At 72.4% G+C, this 23,651-nt stretch carries 23 protein-coding genes; 11 read left to right on the forward strand and 12 right to left on the reverse strand.

The window, feature by feature from the left end:
- Positions 1-187: 187 nt before the first annotated feature.
- Positions 188-1,801: a DHA2 family efflux MFS transporter permease subunit gene (locus AH6_RS04315; protein ID WP_067473873.1), complete on the reverse strand. Its 1,614-nt coding sequence runs from the start codon at positions 1,799-1,801 to the stop codon at positions 188-190.
- 90 nt (positions 1,802-1,891) lie between these two features.
- On the opposite strand from AH6_RS04315, the gene AH6_RS04320 reads away from it, so the two are divergent.
- Positions 1,892-2,380, forward strand: coding sequence for a MarR family winged helix-turn-helix transcriptional regulator (locus AH6_RS04320; protein ID WP_067473876.1), 489 nt, complete (start codon positions 1,892-1,894; stop codon positions 2,378-2,380).
- 153 nt (positions 2,381-2,533) lie between these two features.
- Here AH6_RS04320 and AH6_RS04325 read toward each other — a convergent pair whose 3' ends face one another.
- A complete protein-coding gene (locus tag AH6_RS04325) occupies positions 2,534-3,814 on the reverse strand; it encodes an MFS transporter (RefSeq protein WP_083982210.1) in 1,281 nt (426 codons plus the stop codon).
- Positions 3,811-4,350 carry an ArsR/SmtB family transcription factor gene (locus AH6_RS04330; protein WP_067473879.1) on the reverse strand — a complete coding sequence of 180 codons (540 nt, stop codon included), beginning with the start codon at positions 4,348-4,350 and terminating at the stop codon, positions 3,811-3,813. Before AH6_RS04330 ends, AH6_RS04325 begins: the two co-directional genes overlap by 4 nt.
- Before the next feature lie 96 nt (positions 4,351-4,446).
- Here AH6_RS04330 and AH6_RS04335 point away from each other — a divergent pair, with 96 nt between their 5' ends.
- Entirely contained in the window at positions 4,447-5,184 is a 738-nt protein-coding gene (locus AH6_RS04335) for a VOC family protein (protein WP_067473882.1), read from the forward strand.
- A 281-nt stretch (positions 5,185-5,465) separates the two neighbouring features.
- A complete protein-coding gene (locus AH6_RS04340) occupies positions 5,466-6,005 on the forward strand; it encodes a DUF1062 domain-containing protein (RefSeq protein WP_245679177.1) in 540 nt (179 codons plus the stop codon).
- An 85-nt stretch (positions 6,006-6,090) separates the two neighbouring features.
- Here AH6_RS04340 and AH6_RS04345 read toward each other — a convergent pair whose 3' ends face one another.
- Positions 6,091-6,792, reverse strand: coding sequence for a GntR family transcriptional regulator (locus AH6_RS04345; RefSeq protein WP_067473887.1), 702 nt, complete (start codon positions 6,790-6,792; stop codon positions 6,091-6,093).
- 133 nt (positions 6,793-6,925) lie between these two features.
- Here AH6_RS04345 and AH6_RS04350 point away from each other — a divergent pair, with 133 nt between their 5' ends.
- On the forward strand, positions 6,926-7,459 hold the full coding sequence (locus AH6_RS04350) for a YbhB/YbcL family Raf kinase inhibitor-like protein (protein WP_067473890.1): 534 nt from the start codon (positions 6,926-6,928) through the stop codon (positions 7,457-7,459).
- 8 nt (positions 7,460-7,467) lie between these two features.
- Complete coding sequence (locus AH6_RS04355; RefSeq protein ID WP_067473903.1) at positions 7,468-8,160, forward strand: iron-dependent transcriptional repressor DtxR; 693 nt, start codon at positions 7,468-7,470, stop codon at positions 8,158-8,160.
- A 190-nt stretch (positions 8,161-8,350) separates the two neighbouring features.
- Here the strand turns inward: AH6_RS04355 and AH6_RS04360 are convergent, their stop codons facing one another.
- Positions 8,351-9,190, reverse strand: coding sequence for an alpha/beta fold hydrolase (locus AH6_RS04360; protein WP_067473906.1), 840 nt, complete (start codon positions 9,188-9,190; stop codon positions 8,351-8,353).
- Positions 9,191-9,261: 71 nt separating this feature from the next.
- On the opposite strand from AH6_RS04360, the gene AH6_RS04365 reads away from it, so the two are divergent.
- Positions 9,262-10,230 (forward strand): GlxA family transcriptional regulator, encoded by a 969-nt coding sequence (locus AH6_RS04365; RefSeq protein WP_083982211.1) that lies wholly within the window; start codon positions 9,262-9,264, stop codon positions 10,228-10,230.
- Here AH6_RS04365 and AH6_RS04370 read toward each other — a convergent pair.
- A complete protein-coding gene (locus tag AH6_RS04370) occupies positions 10,220-10,831 on the reverse strand; it encodes a DUF1345 domain-containing protein (protein ID WP_067473912.1) in 612 nt (203 codons plus the stop codon). The two genes, AH6_RS04365 and AH6_RS04370, sit on opposite strands and share 11 nt — an antisense overlap.
- Before the next feature lie 161 nt (positions 10,832-10,992).
- On the reverse strand, positions 10,993-12,453 hold the full coding sequence (locus AH6_RS04375) for a flavin monoamine oxidase family protein (protein WP_373861737.1): 1,461 nt from the start codon (positions 12,451-12,453) through the stop codon (positions 10,993-10,995).
- On the opposite strand from AH6_RS04375, the gene AH6_RS04380 reads away from it, so the two are divergent.
- Together AH6_RS04380 and AH6_RS04385 are read left to right on the forward strand one after the other, a co-directional pair.
- Complete coding sequence (locus AH6_RS04380) at positions 12,453-13,085, forward strand: TetR/AcrR family transcriptional regulator (RefSeq protein ID WP_067473929.1); 633 nt, start codon at positions 12,453-12,455, stop codon at positions 13,083-13,085. The genes AH6_RS04375 and AH6_RS04380 overlap by 1 nt on opposite strands.
- A 226-nt stretch (positions 13,086-13,311) precedes the next feature.
- Positions 13,312-14,649 (forward strand): flavin monoamine oxidase family protein, encoded by a 1,338-nt coding sequence (locus AH6_RS04385; RefSeq protein ID WP_067474879.1) that lies wholly within the window; start codon positions 13,312-13,314, stop codon positions 14,647-14,649.
- Between the two features lie 200 nt (positions 14,650-14,849).
- On the opposite strand, the gene AH6_RS04390 is transcribed toward AH6_RS04385, so the two are convergent.
- Both AH6_RS04390 and AH6_RS04395 read right to left on the reverse strand, forming a co-directional pair.
- Entirely contained in the window at positions 14,850-15,410 is a 561-nt protein-coding gene (locus AH6_RS04390; RefSeq protein WP_067473932.1) for an EF-hand domain-containing protein, read from the reverse strand.
- A gap of 145 nt (positions 15,411-15,555) precedes the next feature.
- Positions 15,556-16,884, reverse strand: coding sequence for an NAD(P)/FAD-dependent oxidoreductase (locus AH6_RS04395; RefSeq protein WP_157431261.1), 1,329 nt, complete (start codon positions 16,882-16,884; stop codon positions 15,556-15,558).
- Between the two features lie 281 nt (positions 16,885-17,165).
- Here AH6_RS04395 and AH6_RS42065 point away from each other — a divergent pair, with 281 nt between their 5' ends.
- From AH6_RS42065 to AH6_RS04410, 3 genes are all read left to right on the forward strand, one after another.
- Positions 17,166-19,493, forward strand: coding sequence for a cytochrome P450 (locus AH6_RS42065; RefSeq protein WP_083982212.1), 2,328 nt, complete (start codon positions 17,166-17,168; stop codon positions 19,491-19,493).
- Between the two features lie 3 nt (positions 19,494-19,496).
- Positions 19,497-20,300: a class I SAM-dependent methyltransferase gene (locus AH6_RS04405; RefSeq protein ID WP_067473937.1), complete on the forward strand. Its 804-nt coding sequence runs from the start codon at positions 19,497-19,499 to the stop codon at positions 20,298-20,300.
- Positions 20,301-20,604: 304 nt separating this feature from the next.
- Positions 20,605-21,342 carry a dienelactone hydrolase family protein gene (locus AH6_RS04410; RefSeq protein WP_067473940.1) on the forward strand — a complete coding sequence of 246 codons (738 nt, stop codon included), beginning with the start codon at positions 20,605-20,607 and terminating at the stop codon, positions 21,340-21,342.
- Between the two features lie 126 nt (positions 21,343-21,468).
- On the opposite strand, the gene AH6_RS04415 is transcribed toward AH6_RS04410, so the two are convergent.
- From AH6_RS04415 to AH6_RS44970, 3 genes are all read right to left on the reverse strand, one after another.
- A complete protein-coding gene (locus AH6_RS04415; protein WP_218005709.1) occupies positions 21,469-22,593 on the reverse strand; it encodes an MFS transporter in 1,125 nt (374 codons plus the stop codon).
- 229 nt (positions 22,594-22,822) lie between these two features.
- Positions 22,823-23,404 (reverse strand): TetR/AcrR family transcriptional regulator, encoded by a 582-nt coding sequence (locus tag AH6_RS04420; RefSeq protein ID WP_067473943.1) that lies wholly within the window; start codon positions 23,402-23,404, stop codon positions 22,823-22,825.
- Entirely contained in the window at positions 23,401-23,631 is a 231-nt protein-coding gene (locus AH6_RS44970; RefSeq protein ID WP_067473946.1) for a hypothetical protein, read from the reverse strand. The genes AH6_RS04420 and AH6_RS44970 overlap by 4 nt, the downstream gene beginning before the upstream one ends.
- Positions 23,632-23,651 lie beyond the last annotated feature (20 nt).

The following is a 23,651-nucleotide window of genomic DNA, read 5'->3' on the forward strand; positions in this document are numbered from 1 at the left end:
ACTCGCCTTCGGCATCGCCCCGCCGGGACAGTCAGTCACTCGCGCGACGGCTGAGGCCTTTGAGACAGGTCCTAGCCAAGGGGCTCGAAAGTGCCGGCGAACGAGTCCCAGCGAGATCGACCGGGTCTCTGCCGGCGGGTAGCCGCGTCATGGGCCGGGAAACAGGTGCGGGCCGGTTGGGCTCGGGTCACACGTGGGCGGTTTGGGCCTTGGGTGTGGCCTGGTCGTCTGGTTCGGCCTTGGGGATGAGGACGGTGGCGATCAGGCCGAGCAGGACGAAGCCCGCGGCGAGGTAGCCGCCCAGGGTGACGCCGTCGGTCATGGCGGTGCGGCCGGCGTCGGCGATCGCCCGGGTTCGGGGTTGGGCGGCGAGTCCTTCGATGGCGGCGCCCGCGCTGTCGGTGATGGCGCGGCTGTACTGGTCGGCCTGGGCCGTGGCCACGCCGGTGTCCTTGAGCTCGTCGTGCACCTGGGAGCTCAGGGTGGTGAAGAACACCGTGGTCAGGATCGCGATGCCCAGGGCGGAGCCGAGCTGGCGGAAGGTGCTCTGGATGCCGGAGGCCTGCCCGGCGCTGCTCTCGGGGATGGCGTCGAGGACCACGTTGGTGACCTGGGCGGTCGCGAACCCGACGCCCGCGCCGTACACGCACAGGATCAGCGAGATCGACCACCACGAGCTGCCGGTGGAGGCGAACAGGGCGAGCGCGCCCAGTCCGGCGACCTCCAGGGCGAGGCCGAGGCGGAGCATCGCCAGCGCCGAGACCCTGCCGGCCATGCCGAAGCTGGCGCCGCTGGCGATGAAGCTGCCGATGGCGACCGGGAGCAGCGCCAGGCCCGACTGCAGGGCGCTGTAGCCGAGGGTGAACTGCAGCCACAGCGGCAGGACGGCCACGATCCCGAACTCGCCGAGCCCGATGATGAGGGTGGCGATGTTGCCGTTGCGGAAGGACGCCCTGGAGAACAGTCCGAGGTCCATGAGCGCCTTGCCGGGGTCGGCGCCGCGGCGCAGGGCCGCCTGCCGCCACACGAACGCGCCCAGCGCGACGGCCGAGCCGATCAGGGCGGCCAGGACGGGGGAGAGCCCGCCGTCCCAGGTGAACCCGCCGATCTCCAGCGGACGGACGGTCTGGATCCAGCCGTAGGCGCGTCCCTCGACCAGCCCGAAGGCCAGCAGCCCGAGGCCGAGCACCGACAGGGCCGCGCCGGTGGCGTCGAGGCGTCCGCCGGGGCGGGGCGAGGGCGCGATCCAGGCCAGGACGCCGAAGACGATGACGACCGCGAGCGGCACGTTGATGCCGAACGCCCACCGCCAGGAGGCGTGTTCGGCGAGCCAGCCGCCCAGCAGCGGCCCGAGGGCCGCGGCGGCGCCGATGGTCGATCCCCAGACCGCGAACGCCTGCCCGCGCGCCTTGCCGGTGAAGTTGGCGTTCAGCAGCGACAACGACGTCGGCAGCAACATCGCCGCGCCCGCGCCCTGCAGGAAGCGGGCCACGATGAGCGGGCCGCCGCCCGGGGCCAGCCCGGCCAGGACGCTGGTCGCGCCGAAGACCACGACGCCGGCGACGAAGACGCGGCGGGCCCCGACGATGTCGGCGACCCGCCCGACGACCAGCAGCAGCGCCGCGAAGACGATGGCGTAGGACTCCTGGATCCACTGCGCCTGCGTGGCGCCGGCGTCCAGATCCTCGATGATCGAGGGGATGATCACGTTCACGATCGTGGTGTCCACCACGATCAGCGCCACGCCGAGGGCGATGGCGATCAGGCCGAGCCAGCGGCGGACGTTCGACGCCTCGCCCATAACTACCTCCACGATGTAATAACTTCATGGTGAAGTTAGTTTGCTGGCGATAGGTTGTCAAACGACGACGACGGGAGGAACGGAGACCGCATGAGCGAGCCGCTTCAGCCGCAGTACGAGCGGCTACTGGAGAGCCTGCGCGGTTACGGCGCCAACTACCGGGAGTTCAGCCGCAGGTTCGCGGCCTGGCTGGGCCTGCACTCCACCGACGCCGAGGCCCTGATCGAGATCCTCGGCGCCGAGGAACGCGGGCGACCGCTGTCCCCGGCCCGGCTCAGCGAGCGCATCTCCCTGTCCTCGGGCGCCACCACCGCCCTGCTGAACCGCCTGGAACAGGCCGGACACGTCGTCCGCACCCGGGAGCACACCGACCGGCGGATCGTCACCCTGCACAGCAGCCAACGCGTCCAGCACCTCGCCGACGAGTTCTTCGGCCCGCTCGCCGACCGCGTCGACACCGTCATGTCCGCCTACCCGCCCGGCCTGCTCGAACAGTTCCAGTCCTTCCTCACCGACCTGCGCGGCGCCATGAACGACCAACTCGCCACCGACCCGCCCCGCCCGCCCGCAGAACGCTGACGCGGGCCGCGCCTTGGCCAGCGGGTTCGAGGCGATCAGCAGGTCCAGGGCGTCGTCGATCGAGGCGGTCTCCAGCTTCCTCGCGGGCCGACCCTGCTGGCGGGCAGTTACGTCACGGGCCGTGCGGCGCGAGATGCCATGGCCGTGGAAGCGTCACACCAGTTCGGGTGCGCCCTCACGAGCGAGGTCCTCGGGTTCCGGGCCGACCGGAGCCGCGCCACGCAGCGCCGCCTCGACGCGGCGGTTGCTGGTCATGGTCGCGGTCACGGCGGTCATGGTGAGGAGGAGACCGGCGGCGGCGTAGATCGGGGTGCGCACGTCGTAGGCGGTGGCCAGCCAGCCGCCCAGCACGGCGCCGAGCGGGGCGGCGCACATGGCGAGCATGCGGGAGGTGGAGGCGACCCGGCCCATCAGGTGGGCCGGAACGATCGCCTGCCGCAACGAGGGCGCGAGCACCATGGTGGCGCCCATGCCCGCGCCGCAGACGGCGAGGGCGAGCCCGGCCGCGTACGGGTTCGGGGCGGCGGCGAGCCCCAGCATGGCCAGTCCCTCGACGGCGGCCGTGCAGGTCAGCGCGGTGCCGGTGCCGAGCCGCCGGCCGAGGAAGGGGGCGATGCCCGCGCCGAGCAGGCCGCCGGTGGCCTCGGCCGTGAGGAGCAGGCCGAAGCCGAGGGCGCCGATGCCGAGGCGGTCGTGCGCGAAGAGGGCCAGGACGGTCTCCACGGCGAGGAAGGCGATGTTCCCCACTGCCGGGCGGAGCGCGAGCCCGAGCAGCAGCCGATCACCGAAGACGTAGGCGGCCCCGGCCCGTGCCTGCCCGAGCAGCGACGCGTGGGTGGTTTCGGTGGGGCGCGGCACGGCGGGCAGCGACCGTATGAGCAGTGCGGAGAGTGCGAACGACACCGCGTCGGCGAGCAGCGGAACCGCCCGCCCGAGCGCGAACAGCGCGCTGCCCGCAGGCGGCCCGGCGAAGCCGGACGCGGCGGTCTGGGCACCGCGCAGGCGCGAGTTGGCGCGCTCCAGGAGTGCCGGGTCGCGGCCGAGCAGATCCGGCAGGTAAGCCGTGGCGGCCGTGTCGAAGAAGAGTCCCCCGAGGGCGAGCAGGAAGGCGAGGGCCGACAGCAGCGCGATGCTCAGCACGTCGAGCGCGGCCGCGGCCGCCGCTATCGCGATCAGCGCCGCACGCGCCGCGTCCGCGACCCACATCGTGCGCCGGCGGTCCCAGCGGTCCACCAGCGCGCCGCCGAGCACCCCGAACAGCAGCCAGGGCAGCGTCCCGGCGGCCGTGACGACGGCGAGCGCCATCGGATCCCGCGTCAGCGTCAACGCCAGCAGCGGCAGCGCGGCATGGGTCACCCCGTCACCGAGCGAGGACACCGTCTGCGCGGTCCACAACCGCCCGAAGCCGGTCGGCAACTTCACCACATCGGTCATTTGGCGTCCCCCTCGACCTGCCGGGGCGGAGCCGGCCGGAACAGCGCGAAGGTCAGCGAGGCGTCCGGAAGCGAGGGGTCGGACAACTCCCGGTACTCGTCCGCCAGCGCGTCCAGCCGCGCCCCCAGCTCCGAGAACTGCTCATCGGTGAGCCGCAGATGCGCCATCCGCACGTGCCGCTCTCCGTCCGCCGGCGACGCCTCCAGGTCCGCCACCGCGTTCCGCAGCAGCACGTCCGGCTGCCCCGGCCCCGGATCGGGCAGCACGATCGATCGTGCGGCCATCGCGTAGTACCGCTCGGTGACGCCTCGCACCTTCCGCGTCCGCACCACCTTCACCAGGCCGGCCCGCTCCAGCAGCCGCACGTGGTAGCTGGAGCTCCCCTTCGCCAGCCCCACCCGCTGGGCGATCTGCGTGATCGTCGCGGGCTCGAAGCGGAGCACGGCCATGATCCGGTGACGCGTGAGGTTGGAGACGGCGCGCAGCTGCTCGTCATTGGTGACGTGGAAGGTCTCAGGAAGATCATCGTTGGGCACGCGCTCAATGGTCAACGATTCTTGACCATTGCGCAAGAGGGTTTCCGGTCCGGTTCGCGAAAGAACGCCCATCTCCCTGGCCATAGGGTGATCGGCATGGCACTGCAACTTGTTCAGGTGAACTTCAAGGCCCGGGATGACGCGGCCCTCGGCCAGTTCTGGGCGGACGCGCTCGGCTGGGGCGTTTCCAGCGAGGGCCCCGGTGTGACCAACGTCGAGCCCCTGAACTTCACCTGGCCGGACCCCACTGCCGTCTGCGTCGATGTCGTCACCGTCCCGGACCCCGAAACGGTGAGGTACCGCGCGCACCTCGAACTCGCCACCACCTCGGCCGCCCACCAGGAGGAACTGGTCGCGCGCCTGAAGGAACTCGGCGCGACGCCCGCCGACGTGGGCCAGGGCGACGTCCCGTGGGCGGTCATGGCCGACCCTGAAGGCAACATGTTCTGCGTCCTGGAGCCCCGAGAGATCTACCGGGACACCGGACCGATCGCCGTGGTGGCGGTCGCCTGCGCGGACCCGCGGGCCATGGCCCGGTTCTGGGGCGAGGCCGTGGACTGGACCGTGCACGAGGTGGACGACGATCGTGCAGTGCTGCGCTCCGCCAAGGACGTCGGCCCGTATCTGGAGTTCCGCCGCACGCCCAACGCGGAGACCGTGTGGACCCGCGTCCACCTCGACGTGCTGCCGTACGCCGGTGACGACCAGGCGACGGAGGTGGCCCGGCTGAAGGACCTCGGTGCGACGCCCGCCGACGTGGGCCAGGGCGACGTCCCGTGGGTCGTCCTCGCCGACCCGGAGGGCAACGAGTTCTGCGTCCTCGGCCGGGGCTGACACCGGGCGGCTCCTCCGCCGCCGAGGAGCCCGAAAACCTTTTGAGGCCCCCTCCGCGTTCCGGTAGCTTGCCTGCTGCCCATCGCCGTGAGGACAGAGGACAAGACCGCGTGACCCCGCCTGCCCTTTAGACCTGACACCTTCTTCCGCTCACCTGTAGCCGACGTTCGACGTCGGTTCCGCCGGGCTGCCCTCGCGCGCCCGGTCGTACAGCGTTCGAGGCCGCGCGCAATCGGCCTCGTGTCAGGTCTAGAGAGTCCATGTCTTCACAACCTCATATCGTGCTGCCCTGGGTCGTCCGCCGGACCAGGCTGCCGCTGCTGTCACTGCGGTGCGTGGACTGCCGGTCGGAGACGGCCACCACCGGCGAGGGCAGGTTCCGCGTCAACGCCAACGGCAAGCTGCTGGACGTGTGGCTGCTCGTCCGCTGCGTGTCCTGCGGCCGGACGGGCAAGCTCACCGTGCACGAACGAACGCCGGTCAGGTCCCTCGACCCGGCCGAGCTCGACGGCTACCGCGCCAACGATCCGGAGCTGGTGACGGCCAGGCTGCTGGATCCGCTGCTCGCCCGGCGCAACCGCTTCACCCTGGACTGGACCGGGGCCTGGCGGCTGGACATCCCGGCGGCATGGCTCGACGAGGGCTGGCCGGTCCGGGTGCGGGTCGTCTTCGACGATCCGGTGCCGGTGCGGCCAGAGCGGCTCATCGCGCAGGGGCTCGGCCTCAGCAGGAACGAGGTGCTGCGCCGGATCAAGTGCGACGTTCCGCTGCGCCGTTCGACGAGCACCGGGTTCACCTTCACCGTGATGGCGGGGGACTAACCGGGATGTAGCCGCGACGGAGCACACCGCCGCAACAGGGGTATGGCCGCCGCGAACGCGGCGGCCATACCCGCGGCCCGCCGCATCAGGCGTTCTCGGCGGGCCCGCAGTGGGCGGGGCTGATCAGTGCGGTCGCGGTCAGGGTGAGGTGCCGGACCAGCACCTCGGCCGCGGCGTCGGCGTCGCGGGCCAGTGCCGTCTCCTCCAGCAGGCGGTGCTCGGTGACGCCGTCCCGATCGGGGGCGCGGTGCGCCGACCAGCGGCGGGCCAGCTCGCTCGCGATCCACATCCGGTCGAAGGTCTCCAGCAGGACGGGGTTGCCGCACCCCTCCAGCAGGGTGCGGTGGAACACGCGATGCGCCTCGGCCCACGCCTCGCTGTAGTGCTGGCCGTCCTCCGGCAGGTACGGCGGGGTGCGCGCCAGCCGGTGGTGGGCGGCGCGCACGCGGGACTCCCATTCGACGTCGCCGCGCTCGATGGACATGCGCAACACGACCGGCTCGATGGTGCGGCGGGCCTCGGCGATCTCCTGCCAGCGGTGGTCGGAGAAGGCCGGGACGGCGAAGCCGCGGTTGGGCAGCCGGTCGGCCAGGCCCTCGCCGACCAGCCGCACGAGCGCCTCGCGCACGACGGCCAGGCTCACGCCCTGCTGCTTGGCGAGGTCCTGCGGCTTGAGGGGGGCGCCGGGCGCGTGGTCCCCGCGCATGATCGCGTCTCGCAGGTGGGCGTGGACCTGCTCGGAGAGCATCTGCTTGCCCGACGGCGGGGCGTCGGCTGTCTGGGACATGGTCCCATCATAGACGATTTGGCAAATAATCGATTTTCCGTGTTACTGTCGATTCAACGGTGACGGTCGGCGGCGCCTCCCTACGGCGTCCACCGGCCGCACCACCGCAGCACCCCTGGAAAGGAACGACGCGATGAGCGCCAACGACCCCTTCGCCCGCCTCCCCGAGGCGGCCTCCTTCATGGTCACCAGCACCACCGTCGCCGACGGCGCCGCCTGGTCGTCCGAGCAGCTCTCCTCCGGCGTCCCCGGTGGCAAGGACGTCTCCCCGCAGCTGTCCTGGAGCGGCGCTCCCGACGGCACCAGGAGCTACGCCGTCACCGTCTACGACCCCGACGCCCCCACCGGCTCGGGGTTCTGGCACTGGGCGGTCGCCGACATCTCCGCCACCGTCACCGAGCTGCCCGAGGGCGCGGGCGACGACACCGGCTCGGGCCTGCCCGAGGGGGCCTTCCAGCTGCCCAACGACGCCCGCGCACCCCGCTACATCGGCGCCGCCCCGCCCGCCGGGCACGGCCCGCACCGCTACTTCGTCGTGGTGCACGCGCTGGACGTCGAGTCCATCGGCGTCTCGGCCGACGCCACCCCGGCCGTCCTGGGCTTCACGATGGCGGGCCACATCCTCGGCCGCGCGGTCCTGGTCGCCACCGCCGAAACCCCCGCCTGACCAGCGACATGTCCGCGCTCATCGACACGACGGAGATGTATCTCCGCACCATCCTGGAGCTTGAGGAAGAAGGCGTGGTCCCCAGGCGCGCCCGCATCGCCGAGCGCCTGAACCAGAGCGGTCCGACCGTCAGCCAGACGGTCGCCCGCATGGAGCGCGACGGCCTGCTGCGCGTCGCCGGGGACCGGCATCTGGAGTTGGAGGAGGACGGTCGGCGGATCGCGATGCGCGTGATGCGCAAGCACCGGCTCGCGGAGTGCCTGCTCGTCGACGTGATCGGGCTGGAGTGGGACCAGGTCCACGCCGAGGCCTCCCGCTGGCAGCACGTGATGAGCGACGCCGTCGAACGCCTGGTCCTGGAGTTGTTGCGGCACCCGAAGGAGTCGCCCTACGGCAACCCGATCCCGGGTCTGGAGGAGCTGGGGGAGAAGGACGCCGTGGCTCCGTTCCTCGACGAGGACATGGTCGGCCTCAGCGACCTGAAGGCCGGGCCGGGCGGTGCGAGCGTGGTGGTGCGGCGCATCGGTGAGCCGGTCCAGACCGACGCCCGGATGATGTCCGTCCTGCGGCGGGCCGGGGTGCGCCCCGGCGCGGTCGTGAGCGTGGCATCGTCGCCCGGCGGCGTGCTGGTCGGCAGCGGCGCGGAGGCCGTCGAACTGCCCGCGCAGACCGCCGCGCACGTCTTCGTGACCAAGCGCTGAGGCGGGCAGGGCGAGGAACGACCAGCACGGCGGCCCCGGACCGATATCGCACGGTCCGGGGCCGCCGAACGCCCAGGCCGACACTGCCTCCGTGCGGATCGGTGACCCTAGTCGCCTGCTCCTGTTTTGATCGCGGCTGAGACGGTGCGGTGTCACGGCGGTGGTGGTTCACCTACCGTCCGCGCAGCCTCTATGCCGTGAAGAAGTCGGCGAGTGCGCGGGCGATCCGGACGGGCGCGTTCTCCGTCGGGATGTGCCCTGCGTCCGGGATGCGCACGAGGGTGGTGTGCGGGATCTCGGCGGCGAACCGCTCGGCGTACGCCACCTTCTGGAAACCGTCGTCCTCGCCCCAGACCAGCAGCTTGGGCGTCGTGTCCCGCCGCAGGGCGGGGACGGCCTCCCGGGTGTAACGGTTGTCGGCCGCGCCCACCATGGCCATCCAGGAGCGGCGGACCCGCGCGTCGGTCCACGGGTCCAGGTAGTCGGTGATCAGTTGCTCCGAGGCGGCACCGGCCAGCGCCTCCGTCACGGCCCGCCGCCGGGCGGAGAGAAGCTCGTCGGCGGTGATCGCGGCGACGGCCGCCGGGTCCCGGAACCGGGCCACGCTGGACACCGGCCAGGAGTCGTAGGTGACGGAGTTGACCAGTGCCAGCCGGGACACCTCCAGCCGGTCATGGACGAGGAGGTGCTGGGCGACGGCGCCGCCGATGTCGTGGCCCGCCACGGCGACCGGCCCGGAGAGCCCCAGCGCGGCGGCGAAGCGCGCCACCCAGTCCGCGAGGGCCGGGACCGCGCCCGTTTCCAGGGTGAGTTCGCCTCCCGAGCGCCCGAGTCCGGGGAGGTCGACCGCGATGGGGCGCAGGCCCGCCGCGCCTAGGCGGTCCATCACCGGGAGCCAGACCCGGCTCCAGTAGGTTCCGTGCAGCAGGAGCACGGCCGGGCCGTCCTGCTCCACGGTCAGGTAGCTGGCCGGTTCGCCGTCGACCAGGACCTCGGTCCGCAGCACCGTCGATTCGATGATTTCGCTCATGGGACCACCGTGGCCGAGGCCGTTCTCCCTGGCCGAGAGTCTGGAATGACACCTTTAGATACATTCTTGCCATGTCGCTTCATCGTGTGGTGGCCCTCCTCACCCCGCCGCAGTCGCCCTTCGAGCTGGCCAGTGCCTTCGAGGTCTTCGGCGTCGCCCCGCCGGACGCGCCGCCCCGCTACGGTTTCCGGGTCTGCGCGGAGCGTCCCGGGCTCCTGCCGACCGGCGCTGGCTACACGATGCTCGTCGAGGCAGGACTGTCCGCTCTGCGGGAGGCGGACACCGTGGTCGTCCCCGGTCGGCAACCTCCGGACGCGCCCGTGTCGCCGGACGTCGTCGAGGCGCTGCGAGACGCTCACCGGCGCGGGGCGAGGATCGTCGCGATCTGCACGGGCGCGTTCGTCCTCGCGCAGGCCGGACTGCTCGACGGCCGCCGCGCCACCACCCACTGGCGCAGCGCCGACCGGCTCGCCGCCGCCTTCCCCGAGGTGCACGTGGATCCGGACGTGCTCTTCGTCGACCACGGCGACGTGGCGACCAGCGCCGGGACCGGCGCGGGCATCGACCTGTGCCTTCACCTGGTGCGTTCCGACCACGGGGCGGCGTACGCCTCCCAGGTCGCCCGGCGCATGGTCCTGCCGCCGCACCGGGAGGGCAGCCAGCTCCAGTACGCCGCGCAGCCCGCCCCGGCCAGGACGGACGAGTCGCTGGCGCCGCTGCTGGAGTGGGCCGCCTCCCGCCTCGACGCCCGGCTGACCCTCGACCACCTCGCCGAACGCGCCGGCCTGTCCAGCCGGACCCTCGCCCGGCGGTTCACCGAGCAGCTCGGCACCAGCCCGGGGCAGTGGCTGCTCGGCCGACGCCTCGACGCGGCACGGATACTGCTGGAACAGACCGACCTTCCGGTGGAGGCCATCGCCACCCGGGTCGGCCTCGCCTCAGCCGTCAACCTGCGCCGCCGCTTCCGGACCCACTTCGGCACCACACCCGGCGCTTACCGGCGGACCTTCGCCGATCCGGCGAGGCCGGTCAGCCCGTGAGCCAGCGGATCGCGAGCGCCACCACGACGGCGTTGAAGAAGAAGCTGAACACGCTGTGCACGATCACCCGGCGGCGCATCGACGTGCTGGTGACGGTCACGTCGGAGACCGCGAACGAGGTCCCGAGCGTGAAGGAGAAGTAGACGAACTCCGTCAGCGTCGGCCACCGGCACTCGGGGAAGGCCAGCCCGCCCCCGGCGAAGTGCGCCCGGACGTAGAGCTGGGCGTAGGCCATGTGCAGCAGGAACCAGGAGGTCAGCACGGCCGCCGCCGCGGCCCACTCCGGTGGCATGTCACCACGCGTGCCCTGCTGCTCGGCCAGCAGCAGCACCAGCCCACCGGCCAGCCCCGATCCGCTGACCGCCAGCACCAGGAGCGTGGTGTACCAGCTCGGCCCCGCGAGGTGGCGCAGCTCGGCCTCCTCCTCCCTGGCCGGGATCGCCCGGTGCATCAGCGTCCAGGTGAGCGCGATGTAGGCCAGCGCGAGCACGTTCCACGTCACCAGCAGCTCGGAGCCGAGCGGGCTGCCCAGCCGCCATGACCAGAGCACGGCGAATGCGATCAGGCTGAGCTCCAGAACCGCCAACACCCGTTTGCCCACGCGCCATGCGTACCAGCTCCGAGGCCCCGCGCCGGGGCGGCGCGGCCTCCGCCGGGCCGACACCGGCAACCGGTTTTACCTCCGGACGGCGGGAACGCGGTCAGGGTCGCCCACCACGTTCACCAGCCGTTCGGAGGAGCTGAGGGCCGTCCGTGTCGGCGCTACGCCTCCAGCGCGGCCAGCACCTCGGCTGCGGCGCGGTGGCCGGAGCGCACTGCGCCGTCCATGTAGCCGTTCCAGATGTCGGAGGTCTCCGCACCGGCCCAGTGGAGGCGTCCGACCGGTTCGGCGAGGGCCGCGCCGTACTGCGTCCACACCCCGGCGCCCAGGCGGCCGCCGTAGCAGCCCCGCGTGTACTCCTCCTCCATCCAGTTCTGCTCGGCGTAGTCGATCGGGTTCTGCGCGTCGGGCCCGAACAGCTTCACCAGGGTGGCCACCACCGACGCGCGGCGCTCCTCGGGCGACAGGCGACCGGCGCTGCGGGCGTGGGCGCCCTCGAAGAAGCCGACGATGACGCCGCGCGACGCGTCCGGCGGCGAGTTGTCCAGGGTGACGCTCAGCTCGCCGTCCAGGTCGAAGGCGAAGCCGTTGAGCCCCGCCTCGCGCCAGAACGGGGTCGGGTAGGCGACCTGCACCTTGATCACCGAGCCCATCGGGATCTGCTGGGTGAGGCCGTCGCGGGAGGCGGGGAGCGCGGGCTCGTAGGTGAGGCGACCGGCGAGCGTGGGCGGGATCGCGACGACGGCGCGCCGCGCGGTGACCTGGCCGCCGTCGAAGTGCACCTCGACGCCGTCCGGGCCGTGGGAGATCTTCCGGACGGGGGAGCCGAGCCGGACGGCGTCCCCGAGCGCGTCGGCCAGGCGCTCGGAGATCTGGTGGGTTCCGCCGACGACGCGCAGCTCCTGCGCTCCGCCGGTGGTCGCGACGAGGCTGTCGAGCATGCCGCCCGACTTGATGTAGAAGAGGAAGTGCAGCAGGGACATCTCGGCCGGTTCGGCGGAGAACAGCGCCGTGACGACCGCGCCCCAGAACGCCAGGACCTCGGCGTTCCCGGTGTTGGCGCGCAGCCACTCGTCCAGGGTCCGCCGGTCCAGCTCGGCGGCCCGGGGCGACAGCCAGGGCGCCGACAGCGAGACCGTCTCGGCGATCGTTTCGAGCTCGCCCTGCAACCGCCCGGCCTCGATCGCCGCCTCCAGGGACAGGCCGAAGGTCTCGTCGGAGTAGGTGGTGAGCGTTCCGTTGTAGAACGTCACCGCCGCGCCGTCGTCGTAGGTCGGGAACGTCTCCAGGCCGAGTTCGGCGACCAGCGCGAGCACCTCGGTCTGGCCGGGGCCGATCCACTGGCCGCCCATCTCGACGGGCACCCCGCCGGCCAGGTGGCTCCCGAGGTTGCGGCCCCCGACACGGTCCCGCGCTTCCAGCACCGTGACGGTCCGGCCCGCGGCGCGGAGCGTCCGGGCGGCGGTCAGGCCCGCGAGCCCGGCGCCGATGACGACAACATCTGATCGCGTCATGTGACGCCTCCAAAGTCGGTCGGTTGTCCGACTTGAATGTAGGGCGCGGCACGATGGGGTGCAAGAGTGGTGCCGGTGGACATCGTCGAACGAGGGGCGGAGTGACAGTGGCGTACGTCAGGGCGGCGGAGCGCGAGGAGCAGATCGTCGCGGCGGCCATCCGGGTGCTCGGCGAGACGGGCGTCCCGAACACCACGCTGCGCGCCGTCGCCGCCGAGGCGGGCGTCCCGCTGGGCACGCTGCACTACGTCTTCCCGAGCAAGGACAAGCTGCTGCGCGCCGTGCTCGCCACCGTCATCGGCGACATCTCGGAAGCGCTGGTGGCCGGATCGGAACTCGACCGGGGCATGGCGCACGCCCTGCGCCAGGGCGTCACCAGCTTCTGGGACAAGCTGGTCGAGGGCGGCATCGGACTGCAGCTCATGCAGTACGAACTGGCCTCCTACTCGCTGCGGAGCGAGCCCGGCGGGGGGCTGGCCCGGTTGCAGTACGAGCGCTACAGCTCGGTCGTCACCGAGTTCTGCGAGCAGGCGGCGCGGGCCGCGGGGGAGCGCTGCGCCGTCGGGTTCGACACCCTCGGGCGCATCGCGCTCGCGCAGGTGGACGGCCTGATCCTGCAGTACGTCGCCGACCCCGATCCCGACCGTGCCCGCCGCGACCTCGACCACGCCCTGGACATGCTCGTCCTGTTCGCCGATCCGCGACCCGTGCCGCGCCGTGCGTCCGGCCGTTCCGGCTGACCGCCGCCTCTTGCCCCGGGTGTCGGGGGCGCTTACTGTAGTCGGACGGACGTCCGACTTATAGTTTGCGTGACGACCGTGGGTCTGCCAGAACGCCGGGACGCTCCGGCGGGCCCATGGTGAGGACGTCGGCCACCCCGCTCCCGCAGGGCGACCGGCTGGCATCCGAGGGAGACGACCTTTGAACCAGGCACGCGAGGGCACGAGCGCCGCGGACGAACGATCCGTGTCCACCACCGTGGCGGTCGTCGGCGCAGGCATGTCCGGGTTGATCGCGGCCCGGTCCCTGCACCGCCGGGGGATCGACGTGCTCGTCCTGGAATCGGCGGACCGTCCCGGCGGACGGATGATGGCCGAGACGTCGCCGCTGGGTTCGCGGGTCGACCTGGGCGGGCAGTGGGTGGGCCACGGCCACCACCGGTTCACGGCCCTGGCGGACGAACTCGGCACCACGCTGTTCGCGATGCGCACGCCGAAGCTGCCGGACATCGTCCAGGGATCCCGGCGCGTCCCGGTGCTGGGCCCGACGATGTTGACGACCGGCGCGGTGCTCCTGATGTGGGAGCTCCGGTCGAGGCTCGGAGCGCCCGGACGATGGGACGCGCAGACGGTCGAAGCCCGGCTGGGCAAGGTGCCGGGCCGTCAGGCCCGCAGGCTCCTCGAAGTGCTCGTCGAGGTCTCGACGACGGCGGACCTGGACCGCTACTCGATGCGGGACTTCGCCGGGATGGTCCGCTTCCAGGGCGGCCTGACCGCGATGATGTCGACGAAGGGCGGCGCGCAGGAGGGCCTCATCGCCGAGGGCGCGGGGACATTGCCCGAGCGGCTGGCCGCCGAACTCGGTCCCCGGGTGCTGACCGGTCGGCGGGTCACCTCGATCCAGCGCGGTGAGGACGGCGTGACGCTCCGGACGGCCGCCGGCGCGGTCCGGACCGCCAAGGTGATCGTGTCGGTGCCCCCGCCGATGTCGGCCCGCATCAGCCACGACCCTCCGCTCCCGGCGGACCGGACCGCGCTTGAGCAGGGCACTTATATGGGCTCGGTGTACAAGGCGATCGCGGTCTACGAGCGCCCCTTCTGGCGGGACCAGAGGGAGCACGCCGAGTTCATGCTCCTCGACGATCCGGGCGTCGCGGTCTTCGACACCACGCCGCCGGACGGGCCGGGGCACTTGTGCTTCCTCGTGGCGGGCGCCGAAGCCAGGGCGCTCGACGGACGGGAGCCCGCCGACCGTCGTCAGGCCCTGCTCGGCCCGCTCGTGCCCCACCTGGGGACTGGAGTTCTCCAGCCGGTGAGCTGGCACGAGAAGTCTTGGCACCTCGACGAGCACGTCGGCGGCGGGTACGCGGCGCTGCCGCTGCCGGGAAGCGGCAACGGTCGCCTGCCCGTTCCGTCAGGGCCGGTCGGCGACATCCACTGGGCCGGGACCGAGACCGCGAGCGAGCACGCGGGATACATCGAGGGAGCCATCGAAGCGGGGGAACGCGCGGCTCGCGAGGTGATCGAAAGCCTGCCGTCCAGCGCCGCCGCGAAGCGGGAGCCGTCGCAGGACGGAACGGCTTGAGCGCCGGGAACGGCGTGCTCACCGGCGCGGGCGGCGGACTCGTCGCGTCGTGACCGAGGGCTTCGCGGCCGCTCCGTCCCGCTGGAAAGCGGCATGGTGCGATCGATCTGATGCCCCGTGGCCTCACCGGTCCGGCAAGGCACGGGACACCGGATGCGGGACGGACCTGACCGCTGAACCGGCTGGTCGCGCCGCCGCGGTCAGCCCAGCAGGCTACCGAAGTACCGGTTCCCGGGGCTGGCGGGATCTTCGTTGGTGAAGTAGTCGCGAACGCCGGCGCGGGCCTCGTCCCGTGAGATGCCGTTGCTCTGGTCCAGGTCCAGGGCCCGGAAGACCTCGGCGCATTCCGCTTCGGAGATGTTGCCGACCGCGGACTGGACGGCGTGGAACTCGCTGAAGCTGATGACCCCGTCCCCGTTGGTGTCGCACAGGTCGAACACCGCGTCGCTCATGGGCGCCATGAGACGGTCGAACGCCCCGTCGTCGCCGCCGGCGAAGACCTGGCGCAGGCCGTCGGAGTACTGCTTGGCGGTGACCTTCGACGCGTCGCCCGCGCCGACGGCGGCCTCGATGCCCTCCCAGCAGCGTTCGAAGGACGCGGTGACGGAGTTGGCCCGTGCCGAGCCGGGGGACGCGCCGAAGCGCTCGTTGAGGCGGCCGGCCAGTTCGAGGAAGTCGCCCCTGCCGATGACGCCGTTCCCGTTCGCGTCCACGAACGAGAACAGCTTCTGGAACTTGCTGTCCAGGATGTCGGCGGCCATTGGTTTCTCCTTTTCGCGGGTGATCGATCGAGTCGCCTATTTGTTTCCCTGCGACGCGTTGACCCGAACGCGAGGGACGCCTTACCTTCGGGCTGGCAATGTGGGCCGTGAGATGGTCGCGCTCGGCATTTTCATCGCTCGCCCATTACCGGGCGGGGCGAGGGTGGGCCAGCCGGGCCAGGACGGACGGGTGCAGGAGGCTGGCGGGCGATCGGGCCAGGTGGATGACCGAGAACAGCCGACCGTAGAGATCGGGATCCGCGGGGGCCTGGTCGAGGAGCCGGCCGAGCGCGTGCGCCGTCACCATGGCGGAGAGGTTCCCCTGCTGGGGGCACCATCGGATGTCGGCGGCCATGGCCATCAGCCACGGAGCGATCAGGACCCGGGGCACGCTGGCGGTGAAGGCGCTCGGGGCCTGCCGGCGGGCCAGCAGCCGCCTCAGCAGCAGGGCCTGGAGGGCGATGATGGTCATGCCCTGCCCGTAGACCGGATTGAAGCAGCACAATGCGTCACCGACGACCAAAAGACCGGACGGCGTGGACCTGATCCGGTGATACAGCCGCCATCTGTTCGGATTCACCGAATAGGTGTGCACATCGGATAGCGGCCTTCCATCGATGACGAATCGACTGAAATGCGGATTGCGCAACGAGCGGGCGTAGTCGAGAAAGCCGGATTCGTCGGCGGGCGGTCGCTGCCCCATTCCGGTCAGGCTGACCAGCCAGCGGCCTGGGGCGAGCGGGACGGCCGCCGCCCCGCGAGCGACGGCCGGAGCCTGGGTGATCTCGGCCGCGGGCTTCCAGCGGCCTTCCGCGGGCTCCTCGTACAGGCGGGAGGTGTAGCTCGCCCGCAGGGGCAGGGCACGTTCGGTGGGAGTGGCCATGCCCGAGGCGGCGAGCCAGCCGGGCAGGCGTGAGTGCCGCCCGGAGGCGTCCATCACCAGGTCCGCCTCCAGCCGCTCGTTCCGGCCTGCCGCGTTCCGGCCGCTCACACCGTGGCAGAGGGCGCCGCGTGGTCCGGGCGTCAGGCACAGCGCGTCGACGCGGAAGCCGTCGCGCAACGACACCCCGGGCAGGGCGAGCACCCGCCGCCGCAGGAGCCGGTCGAGGACGCCGCGGTCGGGGGAGGTCAGGGGCAGGTCCAGCGGCCTGGCGGGTGCCCAGCCCCGCGGCAACATCGCCGACATCTCGCAGACGTCGAAGGGAACCGCTCCCTGCCGGGAGAGCTCCGCGGTCATCCCCGGGAACAACGCCTCCAGCGCCCGGACGCCGCGGTCGAGCAGGATGTGGACATGATGGGCCTGCGGTAGTCCGGGCCGCCGCACCGTGCCGTCGCGGACGACGTCCTTCTCCACCACGGTCACGGCCCGGTAGTGGTCGGCCAGGACACGGGCGGTGAGCAGTCCGGCGAAGCCCGCCCCGATCACGACCGCGTGGTCGTCCCTGCCGCGCGGCCGCCCGCCCTCACCGCTCATCCGGGTCCCATCGCCCCATGCCAGCTCCATCGCCCAGTGCCCGCGTCGGTCAGGGTCCCCATGTAGTCACGGCCGCGGCGCTCCGGGAAGCGTTCCTCCGGACAGGAGGTGCTGGCCGCCGGTGAAGCGAAGGTGACCGGTGGGGCAGGTAGTGGCGGTGTGGCGGATGGGCACGGCCACGTTCTCCTGGCCGGGAGGGACGGTGCTTGTGCCTCTCGCGCCAGTGTCAATGCGTGTTCGATCAATTACTCATGGTAGTGAGACGTTCGTTGGGAGAGCGGATGAACGGAAGCTCCACCGAGAAGACTCCCGCCGCCCTGGTCGCCACGGCGGCCTGCGGCCGCGATGCCCCGAAGCGGTCAGGGACGGACCGCCGGGATACCGCCGAACCGTCCGCCGTCTTCCGGCTTCCCGACGTGAACCTGCCCTTCGGGCCTCCGCCACCTCGGCACGACGGGGAGCGGTTGCGGCAGCACACCTGCGACTGGGCGCTCGACCACGGCCTGATCGGGCTCCGCGGCCACGCCCGGATGTCCGGGTCCGAGTTGCTGGACGTCGGGATCGCGCTGACCGGAGACGCGCCGTTCGAGCGGGCCCGCGTCCTGATGGAGTGGTTCGTGTGGGTCCTGGTCCTGGACGACCTGGTCGACGACGGGCAGTGGGCTCGCGCCGGCACCCTCGACGACTTCGTCGAGGCGGCCCGGGGCATCCTCGGGCGAGGCACGCCGCGCGCGCACGAGGACCCGATGTTGCGGACGCTGGCCGACGATCTGTGGCCGCGCACCCGGCGGCTGGGCGACGCCGTCTGGCAGGTCGGCATCGCCGACCACCTGGTCCGGCACCTGCACGGGCAGCGGCAGATCATCGCCCTGCGCGCGGCCGGGCGGGAACCGACCCTGGCCGCCTACCCGGAGCTGCGCGCCGACCTGTTCGGCATCGATGTGCTCTTCGACCTGATCCAGGCGGTCCACGGTGTCGAGAGCCCCTCTTCCGAGCGGTTCGTCCAGGCCGTGCGGCGGTTGCGGAGCTGCGCCGCCGACGTCGTGATCTGGACCAACGACCTGTACTCGCTGGAGAAGGACCTGCTGCTGGGGGAGAGCGCCAACCTGGTCAAGATCGTGCATCGCGAGCACGGGGGCGGCTGGCAGCAGGCCGTCGACACCGTGCACGCCATGATCTGCGGCAGGGCCGAGGACTTCCTCGCCGCCCGGCGCGAGCTCGACGTCCTCCACCGGCACCGGCGCGGCACGTCGGAACTCGCCCCCGCCATCGCCATGGCCGACCGGTTGCAGGCCACCATGGCCGCGGCGGTGTCGTGGTACCGGTCGGCCGGCCGCTACCACTGGCAACGTCCGTCCGGGTCCGCCGGGGAGCTCGACGCCGCGCGCACGCCCCCGAGCCTGGTGTGGGCCCGGTTCGAACGCGACCCCTACCCGCTCTACGACCGGCTCCGCCGCGAGTTCCCGCTCATGCGCGACGAACCCCTCGACATGTGGGTGGTCAGCCGGTACGACGACGTCCGCGCCGCGCTGCGCGACCCCGCGCTGTCCTCCGACAGCTACGCCTGGCAGACCGGCGCCCTGGTCGGCCGGACGCTGCTGGAGATGGACGGCGGGGAGCACACCGCCCACCGGGCGCTGATGTCACCGGCGTTCCGCGGCCGCGCGATCGCCGCTCTGCGCGAGACCGCCTTCACCACCGCCGCCGAGCTGGCACGCTCGGCCGCCCGGCAGATCCGATCCCGCGGTCACACCGACCTGATCACCTCGTTCTGCCGCGACCTGCCCATCCGGGTCATGACGGCGGTCCTGGGCCTCCCCGAGCACGACATCGACATCCTGCGGCCCTGGTACAAGGCCGGGTTCGCCTACATGAGCGACCACCGCCAGGATCCCGCCACCCTCCAGCGCGGGCTCGCCGCGCGCGACGACCTCTACGCCTACCTCGCGCCGCAGGTGGCCACCCGGCGCGCCCGCCCCACCGGCGACCTGCTGTCCGCCCTGTGCACCGAGCGGGTGGACGGCGAGCCGCTGACCGACGACCAGGTCAAGGGAAGCTGCGCCGTACTGCTGGCCGCCGGCGCCGACACCACCGACCGGGCGCTGTCGTTCTTCCTGGCCAACCTGCTCGACAACCCCGACGCCCTCGCGGAGCTGCGCGCCGACCCGGCCCTGGTCGACCTCGCCTGGGCCGAGTCGTTGCGCCGCGACCCGCCCACCCAGATCGTCGTCCGCCGCACGACCAGGGCCGTCGACCTGCCCTCCGGACGGCTGCCGGCGGACGCGACCGTCGCCTGCGTGCTCGCCGCCGCCAACCGCGACCCCGCCCGGTTCCCCGACCCCGACCGCTACGACCTCCACCGCGCCGGAGCCACCGGAGGAAACGCCCGGGAGGGGAGCCGGGAGTTCGCCGCGTCCGCCGAGCACCTGGCCTTCGGCGCCGGCCGCCACTTCTGCCTGGGCGCCCACCTGGCCCGGCTGCTCGGGCAGACCGTCCCGACCCTGCTCGCCGCCGTCCCCGGCCTGCGCTGGGCGGACGGCTTCACCCCCGCCGAGACCGGCCTCATCAGCCGGGGCCCGGTCAGCCTCCTCGTCACCACAGAAAGGTGAACGATGCCGGTGCAACCGCCCGACGCCTACCAGGACGGCGCGCTGAGCCACACGGTGCGCACCGAGCTCGACCGGCTCCGGACGCTGGAGCGCGCCTGGGACCCGACGACGATCGCGCTCATCGAGCGCCTCGCCCCGCAGCCCGACTGGGCCTGCCTGGAGCTGGGCGCGGGCGCCGGCTCGATCGCCCGCTGGCTCGCCGGGCGCTGCCCGCGCGGCCAGGTCACCGCCACCGACCTGGACACCGGCTACCTGTCCGGCGCCGCCCCGGCCAACCTCCGCGTCCTGCGCCACGACGTGACCGCCGAGAACTTCCCCGACGACGGCTTCGACCTGATCCACGCCCGAGCGCTGCTGGTCCACCTGCCGCAACGGCAGGACGTCCTGCGCAGGGCCACCCGCTGGCTCAAGCCCGGCGGACGGCTGCTGGTGGAGGACCCCGCGATCTTCCCCGTCGACTCCTCGCCCCACCCCGTCTTCCAGAAGGTCGTCCTCGGCGGCGCGCGCCTGCTGGAGGCCACCCTCGGCACCGACCTGCGCTGGCCGCGCACCATGCCCCGGCCCCTGGTGCAGGCCGGGCTCACCGCCCCCGGCCTCCGCGTCAACGTGGGCACGGTGGGCGACGGCGGCCCCGACGACCTCCTGTGGCGGTCCACCTTCAGCCAGGCGCGCGACGCCATGCTCCAGCACGCCCTGCTCACCCCCGAGGACGCCGCCGAACTCGACGGGTTGCTCGACTCTCCCACCTTCCTGGACGTCTGCCTGGCCCAGGTGTCCAGCTGGGCCCAGCGTCCCGCGAACGGTTAGGTCCGACCCGCCTCAGAGGAGAGATGGGATGGCTGGACCACGATGGGCGGCCCGCCGAGGAACCGGCGAAGGGCAAGTCGCTGCGGGGCGCGCTGGTCCTGCTGGCGGCGACGGCCGTCGGAGTCTCCGCAAAACCTGTTGGCGGACCACGACGGCCACTGCTACTTTTCCGGAAGCCGTGCAAGAGACCGAGGAGGTGGTACCCGTGGACACAGTAACGACATGGGTGCTCCCCTCTGGGGTCACGGTCGGGCGGTAGGTCGTCCGGGAGCGCCGTTCACGAGCACTCCCGAAAGGCACGACCATGCACTTCACCTCCGAGCAACGCCTCGACGACGGCGTCCTCGAACGCGAGTTCACCCTCGGCGACATCCCCGGCATCCTGTGGACGCCCGCCTCCGCCACCGCGTCCGCGCCGGCGCCGCTGGTCCTGATCGGCCACCCCGGCGGGTTGCACAGGATGCGCCCCCGGCTGGTGGACCGGGCCCGGCACTGCGCGGCGGACGGCTTCGCCGCGGCCACCATCGAACTCCCCGGGAGCGGTGACCGGCCCCGCTCGGCCACCGCCGAGCAGGCCCGCGCCGACCTGCAGCGGGCGCTGAAGGCCGGCGAGCCGGTCACCGACGAGATCGTCGACCGGCTCGTCCTGCCGCTGGTCGAGCAGGCGGTCCCGGAATGGCGGGCCACCCTGGACGCCCTCCTGGCGCTGTCCGAGATCGGCGGCCCGGTCGGGTACTCCGGGGGAGTGATCTCCATCGGAGTGCGGCTGGCGGTGGTCGAGCCGCGCGTCGCGGCCGCCGTCCTGTTCGCCGGGAGCTTCGTGCCCCGCGCCATGTTCGAGGAGGCCCGCCGGGTCACCATCCCGCTGCACGTCCTGCTCCAGTGGGACGACGAAGGCAACGACCGGCAGGCGGCCCTGGACCTGTTCGACGCCTTCGGCTCCAAGGAGAAGACGCTGAACGCCAACATGGGCGGGCACACCGGCGTCCCGCAGTTCGCGGGGGAGGCCGCGGCCCGGTTCTTCACGCGGCATCTGAGCTAGCCGCCGGTCAGGAGACCCCTTCTCGAAGCGATGCACAACCACTCTGATCGCGGCGACACCGCCGCGATCAGAGTGGCGCTCGGCCATGAGCAATAGCAAGGAGACTCCGGCGACGACCAGGCAGCCCTACGCCGGGCGGTTCAAGGCGCGGGCCGGCTGGGAGGAGCCGTCAGCGGCGGCTCGGTCTCCTGGCCGTTCGGTCCGGACGCTCCCCGGCGTCCGGGCCGCGGTGAACAGGGCACAGGCCAGCGTCACGGCACCCGCCGTGAGGAAGGCGCTGTTGAGGCCGGACTCGAAGGAGGCGCCGCCGGACTCCCGCGTGTGGACGATCGCCCCGAGCACCGCGACGCCGAGCACCGCGCCGATCTGCCGGGTGGTGCTGCTGACGCCCGAGGCGAGGCCGCCCTCCTGCGGGCTGACCGCCTGGATGGCGGCCCCGGTCAGCGGCGACAGGGTGAGAGCGAACCCGACGCCGGTGACCACCAGCCGCCACCACACGTTCCCGTAGCCGGTCCCGGCGTGGACGAAGCCCAGCGCCAGCAGCCCCAGCCCGGCCAGCGCCAGGCCGGTGCCGACGACGACGCGGAAGCCGTACCTGGCCGCGAGCCGGCCCGCGTACGGGCTGACGATCACCATGGCCAGCGAGATGGGCAGGGTCCGCAGCCCGGCGACCAGGACCGAGGTGCCCTGGACGTTGACGAAGAACTGGGAGAAGAAGAACGACGACCCCACCAGCGCGAACCCGACCACGACCATCGCCGTCTTGGACACCGTGAACAGCCGCTGGCGGAACAGCCGGAGCGGCAACATCGGCGTCGGCACCCGGCCCTCGACCACGACGAACGCGGTCAGGAGCACCAGTCCGGCGGCGAAGGCGCCCAGGATCACCGGCGAGGTCCAGCCCCGGGAACCGCCCTCGATCAGGCCGTAGGTCGCAGCGCCCACGACCGCGGCGGACAGGACCGTGCCGGGGACGTCGATCGGCGGTGCGCCCGGGTTGCGGGACTCTCCCAGCACGCGCAGCCCGGCCAGCAGCAGGACCGCCCCGATGGGCACGTTGACCAGGAAGATGGCGGGCCAGCCGAAGGCGTCCACCAGGATCCCGCCCACCAGCGGCCCGGCGGCCAGGCCGATGCCGCTGAGCCCGGCCCACGACCCGATCGCCCTGACCCGCTCCGCCGGAGCGGGATGCGCGGCGACGAGCAGCGCCAGCGAGGCGGGGCTCAGCGCCGCGGCCCCGACGCCCTGCACCACATCCTGGTGCCGATCTACATGCGCGTCCTGTTCGGCGCGGGTCCGCTCACCCCGGACTACCTCGACGGGTTGGTCGACCGGTTGCTGGCCTGATCCGGCCCGTCACTGATCTGCGGGTTGTGCTGGACGTAGCGGTCGCCGACGAGCGCGGCTGCGCGAGGAGCTGTGTGACGGCCGAGCACTCACTGTCCATGCATGCCGTGGCACGGGATCCGTTCGGAGTCGGCTAGGCAGCGGAGGCGGCGAGGATCGCGTGGACGGCGGCGCGGACGCGGTCGGCGACCTGGCCGGGATCGGAGGCGTCGAACTTGCCGTCGAGGTGGAGGAAAGCCAGGCCGTGGACGAAGGCCCACACGGCGTTCGCGAGCGGTTCCGGTTCCGAGCCGGGGAACACGTTCCGCACGATGCCCTGGACGTAGTCGGTGATGGCGGCGACCGCCGTGACGCGTTCGCCGTTGGCCGGGTCGCAGGGTTCGGCGAACATCACGCGGAACAGCGCCGGACGTTCGAGGGCGAACCGGATGTAGGCGATGGCGATCTCGGCGAGGTCGTCGGGGGTGGCGGGTGCCGGATGCGCGGCGGCGAGGTTCTGGGCGAGTTCCAGGTACCCCTCGGCGGCCACGGCGGAGAGGAGCGCGTCGCGGTTGGGGTAGTGGCGGTAGGGGGCCATGGCCGAGACGCCGGCCCGCCGCGCCACCGCTCGCAGCGACAGACCGGTGCTGCCGTCCTCCTCCAGCAGTTCCAGCGCCGCGCTGAGGCACGCGGCCCGCAGGTCGCCGTGGTGGTAGGTCGAACCCGGTGGTGTCATGTCCCCCTCCGCATCCTGCCCGCGCCGGAACCGGACGAAGTGGGCGGTGTACACATGATGATAAGTGCCGTGCGGTAGCGCCTGATCCCCGTCAACGCCCCCGCGAGGGCGACCTCGTCCAGGGCGGTGTCCATCCGGAATCGGTCGTAGAGGCCGCCCTTGGGGACGGTGACCGTACGACCGGCCATCTCGACCTCGACCGTTTCCTGGGAGGCGGTGGACGTCATGGGAACGCTCCTTGCACGCG

The sequence above is a fragment of the Actinomadura hibisca NBRC 15177 genome (assembly GCF_001552635.1).
GTDB classification, from domain to species: Bacteria; Actinomycetota; Actinomycetes; order Streptosporangiales; family Streptosporangiaceae; genus Spirillospora; species Spirillospora hibisca.